Source organism: Thermococcus sp. JCM 11816 (assembly GCF_055396515.1).
This window is the reverse complement of record NZ_AP043741.1, coordinates 771,561-792,853: the sequence shown is the minus strand read 5'-3', so window position 1 is coordinate 792,853 and position 21,293 is coordinate 771,561. Positions and strand designations below refer to the sequence as shown.

Genomic DNA, 21,293 nt, shown 5'->3' with positions numbered 1-21,293 from the left:
GAGGGTATATAAATCTTTCGGCAATTTTGAAGTTTTGTCGAACAAATTTTTCAAAAATCGAAAAAATAGAAAAATTTTTCTCTAAAAACTTGTTTTAGTCGATTAAATTTCGGCAAAATTCAGAAATGTTGGCATTGTGCAAATTGCTAACTTTACAAATATCAAGGAGAAAAGAGAAAGACTCAGAACCCGTTGAAGCTCACTACATCTTCCAGCTTTTTCCTCTCGTACTTTGGCTTTGGATCGGCGGGATAACCTACCGGGAGTATAGTCTGGAGCTTGTAGTCCTTTGGGACATTTAGAAGCTCCTCCACCGGCTTGGGGTTCGGTGGTGTATAAGTCACCGTTCCCAGGCCGAGCTCCTCAAGCGCTAAAAGGAGGTATCCAATGGCTGTCCACGTCGACTGGAGCCAGTAGGGAGCTTTAGTGTGTCCGAAGACGAGTATCAGATACGGTGCCTCGCTCAGGAAAGGTTTTTCGGGAGTAAACCCTTTCTCTTTTAGCCACTCTCCCAGCTCACCGGAGACTTTCTCGTGGAACTTCTTCTCTACCTCCTCACAGACCTCGCGGATTTTAGCCTTCAGCCAGTGGTCGTCTATGATTACGAACTTCCAGGGCTGGGCGTTCATTCCCGAAGGGGCTTCCTTGGCAGCTTCTATGGCCTTGAGGATGTCTTCCTTTGGCGGTTTATCGGGTAGGAACTTTCTTACGGTTTTTCTATTTTTAGCCAGCTCGAGGACGCGCATTTGATCACCATACCATCTTAAGTGTTCTGCAAAAAAGCTTTGCGGGGTAGTGTGAGGGCTCTTAAAACCTTTAAATTTTATGCCAACAAAGATTATCCTGATGAGGATAATGTTTGTCAACCGCAGGGAAGAGCTGGCTTTTCTGGAGAGACTCCCTCGCTCCGGCAAAAAAGAAGTGCTGATAATTTACGGGCGCATGCGCGTTGGAAAGACCTAACTGATAAAGCGGTTTATTGCCGGGAAGAAGGCAGTCTATTTTTTAGCGGACAGGGGAGGGCTCGAAACTAACGCGATGCGATTCTACAGAGAGGCTGCCGAGATGCTCGGTCTCCCCGATGTTGAGGTGGGGGGCTTCAGAAGGGCCTTTGAGTTGATAAAGCTGAAGGCGCCCCGAAGGCTGGTGGTCGTCATAGACGAGTTTTCATACCTGCTACTGGCAGACAAAAACACTCCTGCCGTTTTTCAAGCGATAATAGATGAGAAACTCGATGACAGGTTCTTTCTGATACTGGGCGGCTCCCTCCTGGGTCTGATGGAGGGTCTGATGGGGTACACCAATCCGCTCTACGGGAGAAGAACGGCCCAGCTAAAGCTGAAACCCCTCGGCTTCTTCCACGTGGCAGAATACTTCAGGGATAAGCCCGTTGAGACAGTTGTTAAGATTTACTCCGTCACAGGCGGCGTTCCAATGTACTTCAGACTCTTCCGAGGCGATGACTTTGGGAGGGAGCTTTTAGAGACTGCGTTTTCGTCGACTTCCATCTTGTATGAAGAGCCTGAATTCATTCTCCGGGAGGAGCTTAGGGAAGTACACCGCTACTACATAATCCTTGAAGCAATGGCGAGCGGGAAGCACAGGTTGAGCGAGATCGCCCATTGGGCTGGGATAGAAGCAAAGGACATGCCCAAGTACCTGAGGACTCTCATTTCTCTTGACCTTGTGAGGCGGGAAGTTCCAGTAACTGAGAGCAAGAGGAGCAGAAAAGCGCGCTACTACCTCAAAGACCGCTTCTTTGAGTTCTGGTTCCGCTTTGTAAAACCAAACAGGGGAAGGGTAGAGATTGGAACTTTTGAAATGGACTGGGAGGCTTTCAACACCTACGTTGGGAAGGCCTTTGAAGAGATATCAAGGCAGTTTTTGCTCGAGCTGAACAAAACCAACGGGCTCCCGTTCAGATTCACCAAAATCGGCCGCTGGTGGCACAAGAAAGAGGAGATTGACCTCGTTGCCCTCAACGAAAGGGAGAAGAAGGCGCTTTTCATCGAGGTGAAGTGGAAGGAACTGGGAAAGGGAAGCGGAAGGGAATTCTGAAAGACCTTGTGAGAAAGTCAACACTGGTGGGTCTGGACGGCTGGGAGACGGACTACGGGCTTATCGCCAGGAAGGTAGCTGGAAAGGAGGAACTAAGGAAAGAGGGATATCCAACCTGGGATCTTGGAGATTTCAAAAACCTCCGCTCTCAGACGTAGAACACCATCCCGTCGTACGCTACCAGAACCTTGTTCCCCCACCTTTTTCTCACATATTCAACGAGCTCAAGGAAAGGCAGGTTCTTATGGGAGATGTGGCTCAGAACGGTTCTCTCCGCCAGCTGAAGGCCTATTTCTGCTGCTTCATCCACGTTGTTGTGGTAGGGGTCATTAAAGCCCGGCGGATAGGTGGCGTCCACAACTACTCCCCTCAAGGGGGCTTTCTTCCTCAAAACCTGCCAGGTCTCTTCCGGAAGGCCTTTAGTATCATAGAGCAGGGCAAAACTCTTTCCGTCCTCTTCTATTAGGTAACCGAGGGTTTCTACCTGGTGGTTGAGCTTCAAGGCGGTGATTTTTAGAGTGTCGATTTTTATCCTGTCCATGGGCTTCAGAGTCTTTGGTTTCAGGTTCTTTGGCTCGTTGAGAATCAGCGCGTCGGCCTGCCCCTCAGGCGCGTAGAGTTCGGTCTCCATCGCCATCCAGCGGAGCTTGTAGAGGCCGTAGATGTGATCGTGGTGCCAGTGGGTCAGGAAAATAGCCTCAAGGGGGACGTTGAGGAAGTCTCTTATGTCCGTCCCAACGTCGAAGAGAACTGTTTTTCGATTTTCAGTGACTACGGCGAGCGTTGAGGGCCTTCTCTGGGCGAAGCCGAACTTTCGAGCTTCGTTGCAGGAGGAGCAGGTGCAGAGATGGGCAGGAATTCCCTCGCTACCGCCGGTGCCGATGAAGTAGACTAGCATCTCCCATCACCCATATTTTATGGCTATAAAACTTTGCCCCTCCTTATAAACATTGCTTACATCTTTGTGCACTAAAGTACCACTTCAGGTGAATCACTACTTTTATTAACACTGAGCATCAGTTTTGTTCGAGGTGTTGTTAATGAGTGAGGCTATTGAGACATGTTGTACAAACAGCCATGGCAAAATAGAGAAGGAGCTCGAGAGGAGGCGCTCCTCCATAAGGCCCATAAACGAGAGGGTCGCTAAACTCAGAGAAGAAAGCGTGAACACTGAGGTGAGAATCTCTTCTGAGAGGGCGAGGCTGATAACCGAGTTCTACAAGAGCGACCTGGCGAAGGGAAAATCGATCCCAGTTCAGAGGGCGCTTGCCTTCAAGTACCTCCTCGAGCACTGTAGCCTACCTGTTGAAGACGGGCAGCTCATCGTCGGGATTAGGGGCACTGGCGTTAAAGAGGTTCCAACTTATCCTGAAATCACCGTTCACAGCATAGAGGACCTTGAAATTTTGAACTCAAGGGAGAACATGCCATACAGGGTTGATGAGGAGACTAAAGAACTCTACGAGAGGGAGATAATCCCCTTCTGGAAAGGAAGGGCGATGAGGGACATAATTTTCGAGAACCTGCCCCAGGAGTGGATTGATGCTTACGAAGCCGGCGTCTGGACGGAGTTCATGGAGCAGAGGGCTCCGGGACACACTGCGGGTGGCGAGAGAATTTTCAAGATGGGCGTTCTCGACATCAAAGAGGAGATCAGGAGGAAGATGGAGGAACTCGACCCGAGCGACCCTGAGTATTACGAGAAGATGGAAGAGCTTAAGGCAATGGACATCGTTGCAGATGCGATTTTAATCTACGCCCGGAGATACGCTGAAAAGCTGGAGAAAATGGCGGAGGAGGAGACCGACCCCAAGAGAAAAGAAGAGCTGAAGCAGATGGCCGAGATATGCAGGTGGGTGCCCGCTCATCCCCCCAGAACCTTCTGGGAGGCCTTACAGCACTACTGGTTCATACACGTGGGAGTCACCTATGAGACCAACCCGTGGGACTCATTCAACCCCGGCAGGATGGACCAGCACCTCTACCCCTTCTACAAGAAGGACATAGAGGAGGGAAGGCTTACGAGGGAGAAAGCGAAAGAGCTCCTCCAGTGCTTCTGGCTCAAGTTCAACAACCAGCCTGCCGTTCCGAAGGTTGGGGTGACTGCGGAGGAGAGCTTCACATACAACGACTTCTCAAAGCTCAACGTTGGCGGACTGAAGGAGGACGGCTCCGATGGAGTTAATGAGCTCTCCTATCTGATTCTTGAAGTCCTCGGCGAGATGAGGACTTTGCAGCCAAACACTGCCGTGCTGGTGAGCGAGAAGAACCCTGACCGCCTCCTCATTGAAGCCCTGAAGGTGGTTGGGCCGGGATTCGGCGAGCCGCCGTTCTTCAACTTCGACGGCGTCATAGTGAAGATGCTCAGGCAGGGTAAGAGCCTTGAGGATGCGAGGACTTCGGGAGTGAGCGGCTGCGTGGAGAGCGGAGCCTTCGGGAAGGAAGCCTACATACTCACCGGCTACTTCAACCTGCCAAAAATCCTCGAGATAACCCTCAACAACGGCGTTGATCCAAGAACTGGCAAGAAGATTGGCCTTGAAACCGGCGACCCGAGGGACTTCAAGAGCTTTGAGGAGCTCTGGGAGGCCTTCATGAAGCAGGTCAAGCACTTCCTCGACATAAAGATGAAGGGCAACGACATAATAGAGGCCCTCTATGCCAAGTACCTTCCGGTCCCGTTCCTATCTCTGTGGATAGAGGACTGCGTTGAGAAGGCTAAGGACTACAACTGTGGGGGAGCGAGGTACAACACCCAGTACATCCAGGTGGTTGGTCTGGGAACTATCGCGGACAGCCTCGCTGCAATAAAGTACCACGTATTTGACAAGAAGACTTTCACAATGGACGCGCTTCTCAAGGCGCTGAAGAACAACTGGAAGGGCTATGAGATTATGAGGGAAATACTCCGCAACCCCGATAAAACTCCCAAGTTTGGAAACGACGATGACTACGTCGACGAGATAGCCAAGAGAGTCGTGGATGAGGTTGTTGACCTCATCGAGAGCTATCCACCTTCTCCGGTTAGGAAAGCATCAAAGAGGGCTTACTTCCTCCCGACGACTGTTCACGTTTACTTTGGGAAGGTCACGGGAGCAACGCCCGATGGCAGGGAGGCGGGGTTCCCGGTTTCAGAGGGAGTCTCACCGGTCCAGGGGATGGACAGGAAGGGTATAGCTGCAGTGTTCAGGAGCGTTGCCAAGTGCGACTGGGACAAGACAGGGGGAGCGTTGCTCAACCAGAAGCTGACGCCCGACATCTTTGACAGTGAGGAGAACATCAAGAAGCTGGCGCAGCTGATAAGGACGTTCTTTAGGCTTGGTGGCCACCATGTGCAGTTCAACGTTGTGAGTGCTGAGCTCCTCAGGGAGGCCCAGAGGAAGCCTCAGGACTTCCAGGATTTGATGGTGAGGGTGGCGGGCTACAGTGATTACTTCGTCAACCTTCCGGAGGGGCTGCAGGAGGAGATAGTTCAGAGAACCGAGCAGGAGCTCCTTTGATCCTTTAACTTTTTGAGTGTAACAGCTCATTAGGGGTGTTCAAATTGGTAAAGGGGATTATATTCGACATAAAGCGTTATGCAATCCACGACGGCCCTGGAATCAGGACGACGGTTTTCATGAAGGGCTGTCCATTGAGGTGCTGGTGGTGCCATAACCCCGAGGGGATATCGCCGAGGCCCCAGCTTATGTACCTTGAGTACAAATGCATCCACTGCCACACTTGCGTTAACGTCTGCCCCCTCAAAGCCATCACCTTCGACGAGAACGAGGTTCAGCACATAGACCGGGAAAAATGCGACGTATGCGGTGTGTGTGCGGAGTTCTGTCCAACGAGTGCTTTGAAGCTCGTAGGAAGGACAATCACTGTCGATGAACTCATGAAGGAAGTTGAGAGGGATGTCAACCTCTACGACAGTTCTGGTGGGGGGGTTACATTCTCGGGAGGAGAGCCGCTTTTCCAGCCAAAGTTCCTGGTGGAGGCCTTGAAGGCATCTAAGGAGCGTCACATCAACACCGCACTGGATACTTCGGGATATGCACCTTTGGACGTTTTAAAGAAAGTTGAGCCACTTGTGGATGTGTTTCTCTACGACCTCAAGCTCTTTGATGAGGAAGAGCACATAAAGTATACTGGCGTAAGCAACAAAATCATCAAGAGGAACCTCGAATTTCTCGTTAAAATCGGGCGAGCCAAAGATGTGCTTCTGCGCTTCCCAGTGATTCCTGGAATCACTGACACGGAGAGGAACGTCAGCGGCTGGGCCCGTTTCGTCTCCTCCCTTGGCGGATTCGAGCGGATTCACCTTCTCCCATTCCATGATGTAAGTGAGAAATACAGACGACTGGGGATGGAATACAGGATGCCCACCCGTGAGAAGCCTTCGGAGGAGACCATGAAACGCATCGCCGAAGAGTTTGAGGAAATAGGCCTGGAGGTGGTGAGGGGTGGATGATAAAATGGAAGTTCTCAAGGAGATAGCGGAGAGGGAGTACCGGTTTTTTGAAAGGCTGCAGCCCACGAACCCCGAGTGCAAGAGGGAGAAGACGTTCAAGTTCATGCGCATATCCCGCTTTTACCCGTATTCCCTGGAGACCCTGCTTTCCTATCTGGACGATCTAATAGAGGCGGAAAAAGAGGGGAGGAATCCGCTATACGAGAAATACGCGTGCATGGAGGGCAGGATGGGAATCCCCGAGGATAAGAGGGGGTTGATAGAGAGGATAGTCCAGATAGAAAAGTCCTGGATTGAAGAGCTGCATGGGAAATATCCCCATGCTATAGAAAACAAGCCGGAGTTTCAGAGGTATCTCGCCTGTGAGCTCTCCACGTTTTCAGTTCAAACCCTGGAGCGATACCTTGAGGATGTGGAGAGGGCGAAGGAAGCTGGAAGAAACCTCGCTCTGGAGAGCTATCTTTACACCTTCTCAAGGCTGGGCTACTCCTCACTGGAGGAGGTTGAGGAGAAATTCAAAAAGCGCGCTCTTCAGAAGTGATTTTTAAAGGGGGTCCCGATCGAAAACTCCTTATTTTTCCTTTCTAACATTTCAGGGGAAGGTGAATGAAGTTCATCGCCGACATGATGCTCGGTCGCCTGGCGAGATGGCTCCGCCTCTACGGCTATGACACCCTCTACGGGATAGTTGAGGATGAGGTAATCATTAGGAAAGCGCTTGAAGATGACAGGATAATACTCACCCGCGACTCTGGCCTTGCCGAGAGGGCGAGGACTGCTGGGGCGAGGGTCTTTCTACTCTCCTCGAACTCTCTTGAGGGTCAGGTTGAGGAGCTGAAAAAGCTTGGAGTCGAGTTTAGAGAGCTCTTTCCAGCCAATGCTCGATGCCCCAAGTGTAACGGCCTGATAGTGAGGATTCCAAAGGAAGAGGTAAAGGGCAAAGTTCCGGAGAGCGTTTATGAGCGGTACGAGGAGTTCTACGTCTGCAAAAACTGCGGGCAGATTTACTGGCCCGGGAGGCAGTGGAGGGAGATGCTTAGAATTGACAGGAAGCTGAGGGGATTGAAATGAGGTGGGAAGACTGGAAGCCGTTCTATTTTCGGATTGTTCGCGAGATGGGCTACTCAATCGAGGAGGACAGAAAAGCCGCCCAAATACTCCGTGCTCTGCTCCTTGAAGGTGATGAATACATCCTTCGGGATGAGCTTGAAGCCGTCGTTGAAAAAAAGGCCTACGTCTTCGGGGCTGGCCCGAGCCTTGAAAAAGCTTTGAAAGAGTTCGATTTCTCGGATGGAACTCTGATAGCGGCCGACGGGGCTACCTCCGCACTCCTTGAAAACGACCTCGTGCCCGATATTATAGTTACCGACCTCGACGGCAGAATTCCGGACCTAAGAATAGCTAACGACAGGGGTTCCTTCATGGTCGTCCATGCCCATGGAGACAACGTTGATAAGATGACGTCATACGTTCCGCTCTTTTCCAGAGTGCTCGGCACGACCCAGACCGAGCCGCTCGACATAGTTTACAACTTTGGCGGCTTCACCGACGGGGACAGGGCCGCGTTTTTAGCTGAAGAACTTGGGGCTAGGGAGGTTGTGCTTGTTGGCTTTGACTTTGGGAACGTTGTCGGAAGATGGAGCAAGCCGCACCTCAAAGAGCACTCCCCAGTCTGGGAGAGCAAGAGGAAAAAGTTCGAGTTCGCGAAGGAACTCCTCGAGTGGCTGGAAAAAAATGGAAGAGCCAGGCTGGTTTATCTGTAGTTAAAATACTGCCGCCTCCTAGCTATTCTCATCCTGTTTTTGATGGGCTTATTGCTTGCTATGACCAGCAGGAATATGCCCAGAACAACAATGATAGAGACGTAGTTATGCTCCTTTATTGATACTGCAAGATAATAGACTCCAAACAATCCTACAATCCAAGAAACGATGTATCCACTGTATTTCCAGATCGGGGACACGTTGCTCTGCATAATTCCAAACGCTTCTATCACTGTCCCGAAGAACAGGAGTATTGCAATGGTTTTGTCAAGAATCCGAACAGCGTCTATGTTGTAGCTCAAGAGGAGTACGTTCAGGGTACCAAAGAATATCATCATGATAGAAACTGCTATCATCCCATCGATTCTGTGCAACCCGGTTATTTTTGCGTAAACCGTTCCCGCTACTTCTCCCAGGGGCACCATGCTGGTTATCGCCACCAAAAGCACCGTCAAATTGAACCCGATCTTCAGGAGGGGCATCTGGAGGTACTTGCTCAGGATTAAGGGAGTTAGTTCAAATATTATGCCCGTGCTTGTGATGAGGGCGGTTGGAAGAATGGCCGAAACCAGAAGAAACAGGGCAAGCCCCATAAAGGAGGCTAAGGTGTCAATAACAGCACCAGCAACCGCTATTAAGCCTGGAGATGCTTTTTTGGGTAGGAAAGACCCGAAAATGAGGTAAAAACCCAGGCCAACTCCCAGCGAGTAGGCGGCCTGAGCCATTATGTCCGTGATCATCTCAATTGTAAACCCTTTCCATGTGAACAGACTCTTAAGTGGGCCAAGGATTTCGCCCCCACTTCCGAGGTATGAGTACATCTCGAATATGACAAAACCCACAAGGGCAAGAAATACGAGGAGTGAAATCGCCATGATGTCGAATACCCTTTTCTTCCCGGCTATCAGGATGACAAAGACTATGAGGATAAATGCCAACGAGCTTAGAAGCTTCCACAGGATGTTTTCTGGAGCGCTGTTGGTGATGAGACCGGATAGTGCTAATCCTCCCACTGTGGAGTAGTAGCTCATAAACAGTACGTTGAGCACGAGGAAGAAAAGGGTAAACGCCGGGAAGTTGAGTCTCTCGTAGTGCTCCAGGATACCTCCGACTTCGACGTGGGCCACTTTCAATACTGATGCTATCAAGATCGTCAAGAGTGCCACGGAAATCAAATATGTGATGAGTCCGCTTCCACCGTATTTCATGAGAAGAGCTGGAAATCTCCATATATTCCCGAGGCCCACCATGTAGGCGCCAACGACTATGGCTAAGTAAGCTGTGGTTAGTCTTACCCCCATCGTTAATCCCCGATATGTTGTTATAAATTAACCTCTCTAAAAGGGTATTTTTAAAACAATCGGTTGCTCGTTGTTCGAGAATACTCCCCTCAGTCTCCCGATTATTAAAACATTGTGGTTTAATTACATGGATACTGTTCCACTTTGGTAAATGTAGAATCAAAAAGAAGTGAGATTAGCTCATCTCCAGCATCCTCTCTATTGCCTTTCTCGCCTTCTCTGCGATCTCCGCCGGGACTTCTACCCTGTATTTCATGTCTCTCAGTGATTCGTAAATGTGGTTGAGGGTTATCGCCTTCATCCCAATGCATGTGGCGTCTTCCCTTGCGGGATAGAACTTCTTGCTCGGATAGAGCTTCTGGAGACGGTAAACCATCTCCCTCTCCGTGAAGACAACCCACTCGTCGTGCTCGCAGGCCCTCTTTATCATCCCGCCGGTTGAGACGATTATATCCGCCTGTTCTTGCACTTCCGGCTCACACTCCGGGTGAACCATGAGCTTGGCGTTTGGGTAAAGTTTTCTCGCACGTTCAACGTCCTCCAGCGTGAACTTCCTGTGAACGTAGCAGTGGCCGTTGGGAGGGACGGGGATGACTTTCTTTCCAGTGACCTTAGCGACGTAGTGGGCGAGGTTCTTGTCCGGGCCGAAGATTATGACATCCGAATCAAGCTTTTCGATCACCTTCACGGCGTTTGCGGAGGTAACGGTAACGTCGGCGTAGGCCTTCGCCTCCGCTGAACTGTTCACGTAGAGGACGACGGGAGCATCTGGATACTTTTTCTTGGCCTCAATGATGTGTTTTATGGTGAGCATGTTGGCCATCGCGCAGGTCGCCCTTGGGGTGGGCAGGAGAACCGTCTTTTCGGGGTTGAGTATCTTCGCGGTTTCAGCCATGAAGTCAACGCCCGCGAAGACTATCACGTCAGCGTCAATGTTTACCGCCTTCCTCGCGAGCTCAAGGCTGTCTCCGAGGAAGTCCGCTATGTCCTGTATCTCCGGCAGCTGGTAGTTGTGGGCCATAATTATCGCGTTCCGTTCCTCCTTCAGCCGGTTTATCTCCTCGATGAGCTTTTCCTTCTCCATTTTCTCACCCCTACAGTGGGGGCATGGAAAAGGACATTAAAAGGGTTTTTGGACACCCTTGGTTATAGCCTGCACTTGCCGTCGAAGAAGCTCGGCCTCTCGAACTCCTTTCTCATAGCCGGAAAGTCCTCACGGTAGTGGGCACCACGGCTCTCTTCTCTGGCCAGAGCGCACTCAAGGACACCCCTAACCAGGAGCTTGAGCCTCGGGTCGGCTTCAACATCTCTCAGTTTTTTCAAGCCCTCCTTGAGTGTCCTCTCGTTCCTAACTATGCCCGCGTGCTCCCAGAGGATTTCCCTCAGTGATTCAATGTCTCCAGTCTCGTATCCGTGATAAGGGGGTTCTTTCACTTCTCTGCCCTTCGGTTTGTCCCTCACTATCGTCCTGGCTACTTCAAGGCCTGAAACAATGCACTCAAGCAGGGAGTTGCTCGCGAGCCTGTTGGCCCCGTGAAAACCGTTACTTGCCGCTTCACCGATTGCATAGAGATTTTTGATTCCAGTTCTGTACCATGTGTCAACTGCTATCCCGCCTATCGTGTAGTGGGCTATCGGCGCAATGGGTATCAAATCCCTTGAAGGGTCGATTCCTTCCTTTCTGAGAAAGGCATAAATCTGGGGAAACTTCTTTTTGAAGTCCGCTATTCCAGTAGCATCGAGGAATACTCTCTCTCCTTCCTGCATTTTCAGGTAGATCGCCCTCGCCACGATGTCCCTCGTGGAAAGCTCGTTTACGAAGCGCTTCCCATCTTCGGTTACGAGCCGGGCACCCGCTCCCCTAACAGCCTCGCTGATAAGCTTAACTCCATTTTCTCCAATGAACCCAGTTGGATGGAACTGGATGAACTCAAGGTCTCTTGCAAAAGCGCCTTTCATTACGGCGTCTCCGATGAGCGTTCCGAGGTTCGTCGGCGAACCTGCTGTGTACTTAAAAAGCCCTGTGAACCCGCCAGAGGCAATAATCGTCGCGTCAAACTTTAGGAACTCTCCGTTCACGAAGACCCCGTAGGCTTTTCCGTGCTTAACTGCCAGCTCTTCGGCTTCGCCTTTGATGAAGTTAACTCCCCCCTCCTTTGCGTGGAGGTAGAGTATCTTGGTGAGGTGCTTTCCGGTCTCGTTTTTTATCGTGAAAACCCTCGGAAAAGAGTGTCCGCCTTCCGTCTCGTTGGTCTCGAACTTCACGCCCAGGGAGAGGAGGAAGTCGTAAGCCTCGCTGGCTTTTGATATCACGTTCCAGACTGTCTCCTTATCGTTGATGTATTTTCCTCCTCTCATTGTGTCTATCACGTGAGCAGTTATTGAATCCCCTTCGAGGAGGGGGAAGGCAATACCTGCCTGAGCCAGGTAGGAATTGGTCGTGTTTATACCCGTGTGGATGAGCGTTACCTCGTAACCCAGTTTCGCCAAGGAAAGCGCGGCCGTAAGCCCCGCGATACCGCCGCCGATGATTCCAACCGAGGTCATTGATCCCACCTGAATCGAGTTTGAGTGTTAGCTTAAAAACATCTTGGAAGGGCAGAAATCAAACCATCTGGCTTGAGGTCATTGGGTTTACAAACGTAAAGCTTTCAAACAGATGCATACATCCGTGCACGGTGATACTATGAAGAAGAAGCTCCTGATAGCCCTCTCCTACGCCGCCCCAATCCTGGCGGTGATGGGCATCCTGCTGATCGCATGATAGAGTGTCAGGATTTAGGCTTACATCGGGCATATGTTCAAAAAGTCTGCCCATTTTTTACCCAATTTTGCCATATCCTCAGGTTTTCTTCCGAAAAAGTCAAATACTCCAAGGCTTATTTTGGCGCGGTGATATCCATGGCTGGTGCAGGCGAAGTCGTAAGGAACGTCCCCAGAAAGCTTGGAAGGGGGGAGGGAGAAACCGTCCGTTAGGGCAGGTTCCGAGGAACTCCTGTTCGAGGTTCTTAAGGAAGGTCTCTTCTGGGCCGCACTCGGCCGTCCGTCGGAAGTCATGCCGTTTCTGAGGGGCAAGCTTTTGGGCAACGGCTTCAGTCCAAAGGCGAAGGAAGAGCTCCAGTGGCTCCTCGACCAGCTTGAGAAGTACTACAGCCACGTTGCCGCGTCGGGCAGAGTTGAAGAGAGGCACCTCCGGGCAATAAAGTCCTTCTACCGCGACATCGTCGTTGTCCTGTCGGTGGATAGGGCTGAATTTTGATTCTTTTCATTTAGTTTTGGCTTAATCTCTAGCCCATTTTGCGGCAAGTACAATCAGCATGGCCGCGAAAACCAGTCCGAAGACCACAATAAAGCCCGTTCCAATGGTGTTCTTTTTGGGAAATTCAACGAGTTGAACGCCGCTGCCATTAAAATACACCAGTTCTCTCCCGTCCGAGAAAAGGCAGCCGTTGCCACAATCACCCATTTTCGGGCTGAAAGGAAGCTCAAAGCTCCTCCCCTGGTATGTCAGGATGCTCTCGTTTATGTTGACTTCACGGCCGTTTAGGAGTGGGGTGTTATCAACGGGATTCCTTCCCCTGAAGACCAGGAGAGGCCAGTTCTGCTCGCAGATGGGAGTCACGTTGAGTGATTTGCTTACCTCAATACCACCGCTAGGCGAGACGATTAAATAGCCAAGCGTTTCCTCTCCACTGTTTCTTCCCGTGGTGGAGTTCCACGAGTACCAGTATCTATACTTTCGAACGATCCATCTTCCATCGTAGCTCCCTAGGAGGGACAGGGAGATGTTCTTCCCTTTTGGTACTGAATCTAGGGGGATCAGGGTGTAGTTCCCAGTGGTGTTGATGATTCCCAGGTAGAATCTCCAGACGGTTTCGTTATGAAAGGCAATATCTGCGTAGTTGTCAACCAAAACGCCAAAATGGGTTCCGTTGAAACAGCTTCCACCCCATTCCGCGGACAGGTTTCCGAAGGTTATGTTCTCAATCTTAATTCCCGAAGGAGTGAAAACAACGGCGCGGAGATTCGTTATTTCGGTGTAGAAATTGGTGTAGCCAACGAGATAACCGTTGGGGATCATCTGGATGTTCCCGACGTAGCATTTTGAGCCCGTGCAAACTGTGGAGCGACCCCTGTCGTCATCCAGAAGGGGATAAACGGTTGTGTTCACGAGGGCGTACCAGTTGTATCCTGTCATCTGGCAGGCTTCCCAGGGCTGGAATATCATGTAGAACTTCCCGTTCCAGTACATCGAGAGCTCATCCCAGCAGTCGGTCACCCCATTGAAACCTCCCGCGAAATGAAGCGCGCCGTCATAGACGTAGAACTGGATGTCCGGAGCTGAGTAAACATCGGATACGTTCCGGTATAGGAGCACTCTCTCCCCGCTTGAATGGACGAAGGTGAGGTTTGGAAAGGTTTCGTTCAGGAGCTTGAAACCTTTTCCTGGCCAGTAGAGCCAGAGCTGGGTAGTGTTGCTTGAGGAACCAGCTGTTAAAACGAGAAAACCGTCTCGATAGTGCGCTATTCCCCTGACCTGAAGGGGGCTTGCCAGGAGGTACGGAGAGAAGAGGAGTGAAAGAACGAGAAGCCCCACGAGCCTCTTCATTGAGTCACCATCCTGAGGATTAATTAACACTCATAGTTGTTGCTAAGTTATATAAAACTTTCGTTTTTGAAAAAATCTTAATACTAGTAAAACGGTGCTCTGATTAGCGCACCCTATCTCAGGGCTACCTTTTTAACCCTGTTCTCACACTCACCCCGGGATGATGAGGGAAGTTTCGTCCGAGTGATGAGGAAACTCGCATGGGCTGACTAGACCGCCAGGGTTATACAATCCGGCGGCACCCTCTCAACTATTCTTACGTTCTTCCCGGCCTTGTATATCTTGAGATCTCTTTTCCTCAGGCATTCGGCGTCTATCACCAGGAGGACTACTTCTCTTCCGTGCCGCCTTCCCGTTTCCAGGGCCTCGATCTTGTCGGTGCTTACGTGAACGTACTGGCGTTTCATTGGCTTCAGGCCTTCTTTTAGAATCGAGGGCAGGTTCCTCCGGGGAGTACCGTGGTACAGAAAGCGGCTCTCGGTGTCCTCTTCGTGGTCGAGACTGACTGGAAAGCTGTGGCCGTAGCGGGCCCTTATTCTATCTCCCCGGATTTCGTAGCGGCCCTTCGGATCATTCTCGACGATTTCCCTAACGAATTCCTCTGTGACCTCGGGATAAACCGTCTTTAGTGCATTGACGAGCTCGTTGAGAGAAACGAACCCTTCAACGTCCGGCCGGAGGCCGAACTCCTCTGGCGAGTGTCGCAGGATGTACGCCATAAGCTTGCTTACTCGCTTCCGCTCTGGCTTCATGTGGAAAAATTATGAAGAAAAGCTAAAAACCTCACGGGAGCTCTATCAGCGCCCACACCGGTCTGTGGTCGGAAACCTCAACCTCGCAGAGACATCCGTAGTCTTTTACCTTCGCTGGCAAGTCCTTCTTCAGGAGGATGTAGTCTATGTTCTCGATGTCGATGTCGCCCCAGTTGAAGGTGTAGGGCGGCCTCTCTTCAAAAGCATCCTTGTACTCCTGGGTTATTATCTGGATGGCCTTCTCATCGGGCTCTGCGTTCGTGTCCCCCAAAATTACGTGCGCTGCTGGTTCGCTTTCGGCGAAGCTCAGGAGCTCCTCCGCCTGCATAGCGCGTTCTTCTTCGCTCAGCCCCATGTGGACGTTCACAAGCGTTATTCCAAGCTCTTCAATCCTTACCTTCTGCGCGGGCCTCGCCTGGCCGACGCTCTTGAGGTTGAGCTCTCCCTCGGTATTCATGTGCCAGTGGGAGAAAATTGCTATTCCGTACGTACCCTCAACTGCGGGCTTGTACTCGTAGGCGTAGCCGAGATATGCAGAGAGCATAAGTGGAACGTCCTGGTAACCGTTAGCTATCATTCCTCCAACGACTTCTTGAGAGGCGATGATGTCAGGTTCATGCTCCCTCAGGAGTTTCACAAGTTCATGCCCATTGAAAGTTCCCCGATACGGGCCGAAGCCCTGATGGATGTTGTAGCTCCAGATGAGAATGTCCTTCTTGCTCTCCACATAGCTCGGCTCCGCGCTGAAGAGCGCTAGAACGATCACTGAAACGAGAGCGAGACCAGCGAGCACACTCACTACCTCTTTCCTGTTTGGAGTACTGATAGGGGCATTCTTGCCATAAGTTACGACTGCATAAACTATAGAGGCAACAACTATTAGGGCCTCCAGCTTGTCCTCCATGAAGGCCAATCCAATGTCCCTGCCGATGTAGGCGCCCAAGGCGAGGGTCACCACCAAGAAGAGATAAATAGCCCCCAGCTCCCCTTTGCGGATGGTCTTGGCACTCTCAACGAGAGCAACGGCAGATGCGAGGGCCAGTGGAAGACCTATCAAACTCAGTGGTTTAACGAAGAGGGTCGCCGTGCCCAGGATCAGAAGAACCGGGGCAATCTTAGGCTTCCTGGCGAGGTAAGGCCCCCCGAGGAGTGCAAGGGCTATTATGAAAGAGTAGCCGACGAAGGTAGGAAGATAATAAGAGTTAATTCCGGAGTACCTCAAGACTGCGTTTGGATACATGAGACCGAGTTCCAGGAGGGCGGCAAAAGCGTAGAGGCCGAAGCCAGGCTTTGGCAGTTTCCCTTCCTCTTTCCAGAGGGCGTAAGCTCCGAAGAGAACGACGAGGCTCAGGATAATCCTGGTGTGTGGGAAGTCGAGCGGCTCCCCGCCAACGGCGAGAACCCTCAGCCCCAAATCCGCCACAAGCCCCATCGTCACGTACTTTATGTCGAGTTCACTGAGGAGTGCCAGTGCAACTGGGATGGCAAGGGCCGCTATCAGGTGAGTGTATTCAGTCGCATCCGTGAGGAGAGAAACCAGCGCGTAGGCCGCCACTATTGCAGCTCCTATCCTCCTGTTGAGTTTGCCCACAACAGCGGATGCAATTATGAACAGCACCACGCCGAGCACGGAGGGGAACATGACGTTGTAAAAGAACGTCTTCTCGACGCTTGAATATGCCCCCGCGACGAAAACCCTCATGGAAGAAGCTAGGAGAACACCCGTACTTATCCCGATTAAGAGTTCTCTATTAGCAATAGGTCCTTTCAATCTGTCTTTCATTGGATTCACCTCTCACAGGGTTGTTAGTTGGTATTTAGCTGGTTGTGGAGGATTATTTAAATTTTCGTGAATTCTGATGTGCAGAAATTCAGTGTACATCTATGTTGATTCAGGAGTGGGAAGAAAAGTGAAAGGGGATAGAGGTTCAGCGGAGCTTTCTCTGGGCCATCTCTGCCGCGACCGTTATCGGGTCTATGGTCGGACTTATCGGCGGGGCGTAGGCCGTTTCCAGGTAGGCAACGTCCTCAACCGTTGCGCCTTTTTGAGCGAGGGCAGAAAGCGTCATTATCCTGCCCCAGACCCTCTCGCCGCCGACTATCTGGCCGCCGATAAGCTTTCTGTCTGACTTTCTGAAGATGAGCTTTACGGTTATGGGCTTGCCTCCGGGATAGTACTCTGGCTTGGTCGAGCCTTTGAACTTTCCGACCGCTACCTCGATGTCCTCTTTCTTTGCCCTCTCCTCGGTGATTCCGAAGGTGCCGATTTCAAGGCCAAACAGCTCGGTTATAGCGGTGTTGAAGACTGGTCTGAAGGAGACGTCCTTACCTGCTATGTGCTCCGCGGCCACCTTGGCCATCCTAACGGCGGAAGTTCCGAGCTGACTGAGAGTTCTTTTTCCAGTTACGGCGTCTATAACTTCAGCACAGTCACCTATTGCGTAGACCTCCGGGTCGCTCGTCTGGAGGTGCTCATTAACCACTATGCCCCTGTTCACTTCAAGCCCGGCCTGTTTGGCTAGGTCGGTGTTGGCTCTCACCCCGGTTGCAACCAAGACGAGGTCTGCCGGAACTTCTTCGTCGCCTATTTTGACCGCCTTGACGGGGCTTCCGATGATCTCACTCACGCCGACGCCGAAGCGGAATGAAACGCCGTACTTCTCCATCTCAGCCTGGACGAGCTTTGCCGTGTCCTTGTCGAGCATTGTGGGCATAAGCCTGTCCATTAGCTCTACAATCAGAACTTCCATTCCAAGTTTTGCAAAGGCCTCGGCGCCCTCAAGACCGATGAGACCAGCTCCGATAACGACGGCCTTCTTCGGCTTTCTCTCGGCTATGTAGGCTTTTATCCTCCTAACGTCGTCGAGGCTCTTTAGTGTGAAGACTCCCTCATTCTCAACTCCCTTAATCGGCGGAATGAAAGCCTTTGAACCAACGGCCAAAACAAGCTTGTCGTACGGGACTTCGCCCTTATCCGTGATTACAACCTTCCTTTCTCTGTCTATCGCCTTTGCTTCCGTGTTCAGCATAAGGTTTATCTTCTGCTTCTCGTAGAACTCGTTGGGGAAGACAATAACGTCCTCAGGCTTCTCGATAGTGCCGCTTACCACGTGCGGCAGGGCGCAGGGGGAGTACTGCATCGTTGGATCTTTCCCTATGACGGTTATCTCGGCCTTTCTGTCGAGCTTGCGCATGAAGAGGGCGAAGTTGCTTCCGGCTGTTCCAGAACCGATGACGACGATTTTCATGGGGCTCACCGGAGAGAGAAGGGGGAGGGGGTATAAAAGGGTTGGGTCAGCGGTATGCCCTCTCACGAGGCTCAACCTTCAGGATGATAACGATATCGTCGTCCCAATGAACTGTGTAGAGAATTCTATAGTCGCCAAGCCTAACGCGGTACGCTTTCTCAGAGCCCCGTATCTTCTTGACGTCAAAACGTTCTATCGGGACGGGGTTGATTTTTAATGTCTCCATGAGCTCGGCAAAGCGTTTCAGGTTGGCAGGGGGAAGTTCCTTATTCCTTTTTCTGCTCTCCTGCTGACTATGACCTTGAACGTCACAGTCCCAGCCCCTTCTTGAGCTCGTCCCAATCCTTTCCGTTTTCGAGGGCTTCTTTTTCAAGGGCCTCAATCTCCTCTGGACTTTCTCCCTCCTCTTCCTCAAGGAGCCTTGCCTTGAGCTTTAGTAGCTCTTTCTCCATCTCATTGAGGCGCTTCTTCATCTCCCTAATGTCATAAAGGAGAACGCTAATTGGATCGGCTTCCATCATCTCACCACTTGATAACTTGGAACGGGGGGTTAATTACTTTTTCCTTCCGAAAGTCTCGCCCTTCAGAGACGAGAATAATCCTTGAAGATGGCTTTCCCAAAATTGCATTTTTTATAAAAAGTCGCTCTAGAAAAATTTGCGTATTCTTCAAAAGTCGAAAATCTAAAATCTACTAACTCTTTAAAACATGAAAATCCAAAAGTACTTATATACCTTTTAGGAAACACAAAACCTCTAGCATCTACGGGTTTTTCAAAAATAAGTCTCTCTAATCTTCTCTCCATCAGCTTCAATCTCCTCAACCCTCGGTTTAAACCGCTCTAAGAACTTCCTGTAGAACTCAACGGCTTCTTCCTCCGTCTTGTTCGGCTTATTAAAAATAACAGTATTCCTGATCTGAGGTATCGGGATCACAGTTCCCATAGTGCGCCATCTTGCACATGGGGGCACTTTACGTTCCAAGACTATAAAAACCTTTGTCTGAGTGAAACAAAATGAGAGAAGACATCAGGGCTCCACAACCGTTCCGCTGTGCTTGCCCTTTATCAAGTCAAAGAGGTGGTAAGCGTCCTTCTTGCCGACGATGTAAGTCTTTATCTTCCCCCTCTGGATAAACTTTGCTGCGAGGGCATCAACGACGCCGCTTCCTCCTGCCTTGCTCTCCTCCTGCATCGCTATCTCAACGAGTTGGTCAACGGTAATCCTGTCGAGCTTCTTCGCGTTGGGGTTCTTCTTCGGGTCTGAATCATAGACTCCGTCAACGTTGGTTACAACAACTAGAAGATCCGCCTGCAGGTATTCGGCGAGAAGAGCAGCTACCGCGTCGGTCGTGTGGCCGGGGTGGGTTCCACCCATTATCGGAATCTTCTTGAGCTGGATGACCTCCCAGGCCTTACGGAAGTCCTGGACGACGAATGGGTATGCCTTTTCGCCGAGGGCAGCGATGAGAAGCATTGCGTTTGCCCTCGTGATGTGGATTCCTATGTAGTCCTTGAAGGTCTCGTTAGGCGTGAATGTCTTAGCCGCGTGGATGTACTTCCTGGCGACCTTTCCGCCGCCGACGACAACCGCTACCTCATGGTCCTCGCTTATCTTGACGAGCTCGTATGCTATCGCCTTGATAAAGTCGATGTCAGGATCTTCGGGAACGAGAACAGAGCCGCCTATATCAAAGACTATCCTCATGATGACCCTCCTTCTGCTAATCGGAGGGCCTTTATAACCTTTTCTTAACTGGAAAATGGCAAACTTCAGGGCTTTTGTACCTACCAAACCTTTATATATCCAGCTCTGCTAACTATTCCTGGCGGCGGGCTAGGCCGGGGGGTTCGGCGTCCCCTGTAACCCGAAACCGTCGATATGCGGGGGCCGAAGCCCGGGGGGCGGTTCCCAAAACCGCGCCCGGAAGCCGGGGCACAACGGTGATCCCTCGTCCCGGGGGGCCGGCGGTGGGCGAGGTCCGGCTGGAGGGCCGGGCTAACGCCCTTTGCCCGCCGAACCCCGCCAGGCCCGGAAGGGAGCAGCGGTAGGCGGGACGTGCGGCGCTCCCGGGGTAGCGGGGGTGAGCGAGCCCCGGTGGAAGGGCGCGGCGGAGGGTTCCCACCCCCGGGCGCGCCCGCCGCCACTAGACTTTGAAGCTTTTTGGGAGAGGCTACACTAATGAAACTTTTCTAGCAAGCTTTTGGGAAAAGCTTGACCAAAGAAACTTTGCAAGCAAAGTTTCATCAAAGTTCGTGGTTCTTGATTAGAAGGTTGTTCTGGGGAGATTTTTCATTCAGGAGCTCGCTGTATGAGTGCGAATTCGATTTTAGTAAGAGTTCTCGGTGTGAGTTTGCTTTTAATCGACACCCGTAGGGCGTCGGGATGTTGGAAACTTCTTTTAGAGGGCTGAAATTGGGGAATTCACTAATGCTAGCTTGTGTATCTTGAAAATCCTTGTAGTGGGGCAATTCTAAGAAGAACCACGAGCCTCGATCAAACTCAACGGGGCTATCGTCCCGTGCGTTGAAGCGAAGCTTCAACGTCGCGCAGCAAGCTTTTAGAAAACGCTTGACCAAAAGTGCGCCCTTTCTTTTGACTTTGCTGTTAGAGAGGGTATGCTTGCTCAGAAAGCAAGTTCACGCGGGTTTAACCTCAAAATATCACACTAATTGTGATTTCAAACTTTCTTTTTAGCGCTCGACGAGCGCTATACGGTGAGGAAATCCTGTAAGTCTGGCTACTCGATAAGTAAACCCACTCAAAAGCTAGCTCGTTAAGAACGCATACTTTTCTTCCGCCAGCGCTTTCGTGAGAAAGGGCTGCTGTGGTGCGGGGGCGGGGATTTGAACCCCGGAACCCCTGCGGGACGGGACCCTCAATCCCGCGCCTTTGACCAGGCTCGGCAACCCCCGCGTTGCCAAATATAGGGCAGTGCAGTGCTTTATAAACTTTACGGTGCTTCTCGGCACTCCAGAAGACCGAAAAATTTATAAAGGCAATCCATCTCTATGGTTTCGGGTCGTGGGCCGGTAGCTTAGCCTGGTTAGAGCGGCGGACTCTTAATCCGCAGGTCGGGGGTTCGAATCCCCCCCGGCCCGCCAAAG

23 protein-coding genes, 2 tRNA genes and 1 other RNA gene are annotated in these 21,293 nt (G+C 51.3%); 11 read left to right on the top strand and 15 right to left on the bottom strand.

The window, feature by feature from the left end; genetic code table 11:
* Positions 1-182: 182 nt before the first annotated feature.
* A complete protein-coding gene (locus ACZ5TN_RS04445) occupies positions 183-746 on the bottom strand; it encodes a nitroreductase family protein (RefSeq protein WP_011249239.1) in 564 nt (187 codons plus the stop codon).
* Positions 747-846: 100 nt separating this feature from the next.
* On the opposite strand from ACZ5TN_RS04445, the gene ACZ5TN_RS04440 reads away from it, so the two are divergent.
* From ACZ5TN_RS04440 to ACZ5TN_RS04430, 3 genes are all read left to right on the top strand, one after another.
* Positions 847-963 (top strand): ATP-binding protein, encoded by a 117-nt coding sequence (locus ACZ5TN_RS04440; protein WP_232500590.1) that lies wholly within the window; start codon positions 847-849, stop codon positions 961-963.
* 75 nt (positions 964-1,038) lie between these two features.
* Positions 1,039-2,058, top strand: a complete 1,020-nt coding sequence (locus tag ACZ5TN_RS04435) for an ATP-binding protein (RefSeq protein ID WP_464917268.1) — start codon at positions 1,039-1,041, stop codon at positions 2,056-2,058.
* Positions 2,019-2,216 (top strand): hypothetical protein, encoded by a 198-nt coding sequence (locus ACZ5TN_RS04430; protein WP_464917267.1) that lies wholly within the window; start codon positions 2,019-2,021, stop codon positions 2,214-2,216. The genes ACZ5TN_RS04435 and ACZ5TN_RS04430 overlap by 40 nt, the downstream gene beginning before the upstream one ends.
* Here the strand turns inward: ACZ5TN_RS04430 and ACZ5TN_RS04425 are convergent.
* Positions 2,207-2,956 (bottom strand): MBL fold metallo-hydrolase, encoded by a 750-nt coding sequence (locus ACZ5TN_RS04425; RefSeq protein ID WP_011249243.1) that lies wholly within the window; start codon positions 2,954-2,956, stop codon positions 2,207-2,209. The genes ACZ5TN_RS04430 and ACZ5TN_RS04425 overlap by 10 nt on opposite strands.
* Positions 2,957-3,098: 142 nt before the next feature.
* Here ACZ5TN_RS04425 and hypD point away from each other — a divergent pair, with 142 nt between their 5' ends.
* The 5 genes from hypD to ACZ5TN_RS04400 all read left to right on the top strand — a co-directional run bounded on the left by hypD (position 3,099) and on the right by ACZ5TN_RS04400 (position 8,277).
* Complete coding sequence (hypD, locus tag ACZ5TN_RS04420) at positions 3,099-5,558, top strand: trans-4-hydroxy-L-proline dehydratase (RefSeq protein WP_464917266.1); 2,460 nt, start codon at positions 3,099-3,101, stop codon at positions 5,556-5,558.
* A gap of 35 nt (positions 5,559-5,593) precedes the next feature.
* The gene (locus ACZ5TN_RS04415; RefSeq protein WP_464917265.1) at positions 5,594-6,514 is read left to right on the top strand and encodes a glycyl-radical enzyme activating protein; all 921 of its coding nucleotides are present in this window, start codon (positions 5,594-5,596) and stop codon (positions 6,512-6,514) included.
* Positions 6,507-7,055, top strand: a complete 549-nt coding sequence (locus ACZ5TN_RS04410; RefSeq protein ID WP_011249246.1) for a DUF4125 family protein — start codon at positions 6,507-6,509, stop codon at positions 7,053-7,055. Before ACZ5TN_RS04415 ends, ACZ5TN_RS04410 begins: the two co-directional genes overlap by 8 nt.
* Positions 7,056-7,120: 65 nt before the next feature.
* Complete coding sequence (locus ACZ5TN_RS04405; RefSeq protein WP_011249247.1) at positions 7,121-7,585, top strand: Mut7-C RNAse domain-containing protein; 465 nt, start codon at positions 7,121-7,123, stop codon at positions 7,583-7,585.
* The gene (locus ACZ5TN_RS04400; protein WP_464917264.1) at positions 7,582-8,277 is read left to right on the top strand and encodes a 6-hydroxymethylpterin diphosphokinase MptE-like protein; all 696 of its coding nucleotides are present in this window, start codon (positions 7,582-7,584) and stop codon (positions 8,275-8,277) included. The genes ACZ5TN_RS04405 and ACZ5TN_RS04400 overlap by 4 nt, the downstream gene beginning before the upstream one ends.
* Here ACZ5TN_RS04400 and ACZ5TN_RS04395 read toward each other — a convergent pair.
* The 3 genes from ACZ5TN_RS04395 to ACZ5TN_RS04385 all read right to left on the bottom strand — a co-directional run bounded on the left by ACZ5TN_RS04395 (position 8,268) and on the right by ACZ5TN_RS04385 (position 12,125).
* A complete protein-coding gene (locus ACZ5TN_RS04395; RefSeq protein WP_464917263.1) occupies positions 8,268-9,578 on the bottom strand; it encodes a sodium-dependent transporter in 1,311 nt (436 codons plus the stop codon). The two genes, ACZ5TN_RS04400 and ACZ5TN_RS04395, sit on opposite strands and share 10 nt — an antisense overlap.
* A 175-nt stretch (positions 9,579-9,753) precedes the next feature.
* The gene (gene nadA, locus ACZ5TN_RS04390) at positions 9,754-10,662 is read right to left on the bottom strand and encodes a quinolinate synthase NadA (RefSeq protein ID WP_054840060.1); all 909 of its coding nucleotides are present in this window, start codon (positions 10,660-10,662) and stop codon (positions 9,754-9,756) included.
* A gap of 62 nt (positions 10,663-10,724) precedes the next feature.
* Entirely contained in the window at positions 10,725-12,125 is a 1,401-nt protein-coding gene (locus ACZ5TN_RS04385) for an L-aspartate oxidase (protein ID WP_464917501.1), read from the bottom strand.
* A gap of 397 nt (positions 12,126-12,522) precedes the next feature.
* On the opposite strand from ACZ5TN_RS04385, the gene ACZ5TN_RS04380 reads away from it, so the two are divergent.
* On the top strand, positions 12,523-12,837 hold the full coding sequence (locus tag ACZ5TN_RS04380) for a hypothetical protein (RefSeq protein WP_054840059.1): 315 nt from the start codon (positions 12,523-12,525) through the stop codon (positions 12,835-12,837).
* Between the two features lie 21 nt (positions 12,838-12,858).
* Here the strand turns inward: ACZ5TN_RS04380 and ACZ5TN_RS04375 are convergent, their stop codons facing one another.
* From ACZ5TN_RS04375 to pyrH, 9 genes are all read right to left on the bottom strand, one after another.
* Positions 12,859-14,187, bottom strand: coding sequence for a hypothetical protein (locus tag ACZ5TN_RS04375; protein WP_464917262.1), 1,329 nt, complete (start codon positions 14,185-14,187; stop codon positions 12,859-12,861).
* A 209-nt stretch (positions 14,188-14,396) separates the two neighbouring features.
* Positions 14,397-14,939, bottom strand: coding sequence for an RNA 2'-phosphotransferase (locus ACZ5TN_RS04370; RefSeq protein WP_464917261.1), 543 nt, complete (start codon positions 14,937-14,939; stop codon positions 14,397-14,399).
* 31 nt (positions 14,940-14,970) lie between these two features.
* Complete coding sequence (locus ACZ5TN_RS04365) at positions 14,971-16,722, bottom strand: endonuclease/exonuclease/phosphatase family protein (RefSeq protein WP_464917260.1); 1,752 nt, start codon at positions 16,720-16,722, stop codon at positions 14,971-14,973.
* 145 nt (positions 16,723-16,867) lie between these two features.
* Positions 16,868-18,187, bottom strand: a complete 1,320-nt coding sequence (locus tag ACZ5TN_RS04360) for an NAD(P)/FAD-dependent oxidoreductase (RefSeq protein ID WP_464917500.1) — start codon at positions 18,185-18,187, stop codon at positions 16,868-16,870.
* Positions 18,188-18,233: 46 nt separating this feature from the next.
* A complete protein-coding gene (locus ACZ5TN_RS04355) occupies positions 18,234-18,413 on the bottom strand; it encodes a type II toxin-antitoxin system RelE family toxin (protein ID WP_464917259.1) in 180 nt (59 codons plus the stop codon).
* An 82-nt stretch (positions 18,414-18,495) separates the two neighbouring features.
* A complete protein-coding gene (locus ACZ5TN_RS04350) occupies positions 18,496-18,705 on the bottom strand; it encodes a hypothetical protein (protein ID WP_464917258.1) in 210 nt (69 codons plus the stop codon).
* A 65-nt stretch (positions 18,706-18,770) separates the two neighbouring features.
* Positions 18,771-18,992 (bottom strand): pentapeptide repeat-containing protein, encoded by a 222-nt coding sequence (locus tag ACZ5TN_RS04345; protein ID WP_367884982.1) that lies wholly within the window; start codon positions 18,990-18,992, stop codon positions 18,771-18,773.
* The gene (locus ACZ5TN_RS04340) at positions 18,961-19,131 is read right to left on the bottom strand and encodes a hypothetical protein (protein ID WP_464917257.1); all 171 of its coding nucleotides are present in this window, start codon (positions 19,129-19,131) and stop codon (positions 18,961-18,963) included. The genes ACZ5TN_RS04345 and ACZ5TN_RS04340 overlap by 32 nt, the downstream gene beginning before the upstream one ends.
* A gap of 84 nt (positions 19,132-19,215) precedes the next feature.
* On the bottom strand, positions 19,216-19,893 hold the full coding sequence (gene pyrH / locus ACZ5TN_RS04335) for a UMP kinase (RefSeq protein WP_464917256.1): 678 nt from the start codon (positions 19,891-19,893) through the stop codon (positions 19,216-19,218).
* A gap of 122 nt (positions 19,894-20,015) precedes the next feature.
* On the opposite strand from pyrH, the gene ffs reads away from it, so the two are divergent.
* Positions 20,016-20,329, top strand: an RNA gene (gene ffs, locus ACZ5TN_RS04330) — signal recognition particle sRNA.
* Between the two features lie 685 nt (positions 20,330-21,014).
* On the opposite strand, the gene ACZ5TN_RS04325 is transcribed toward ffs, so the two are convergent.
* Positions 21,015-21,102: transfer RNA gene (locus ACZ5TN_RS04325), tRNA-Leu, on the bottom strand.
* Between the two features lie 110 nt (positions 21,103-21,212).
* On the opposite strand from ACZ5TN_RS04325, the gene ACZ5TN_RS04320 reads away from it, so the two are divergent.
* Positions 21,213-21,290: transfer RNA gene (locus tag ACZ5TN_RS04320), tRNA-Lys, on the top strand.
* Positions 21,291-21,293: the final 3 nt, after the last annotated feature.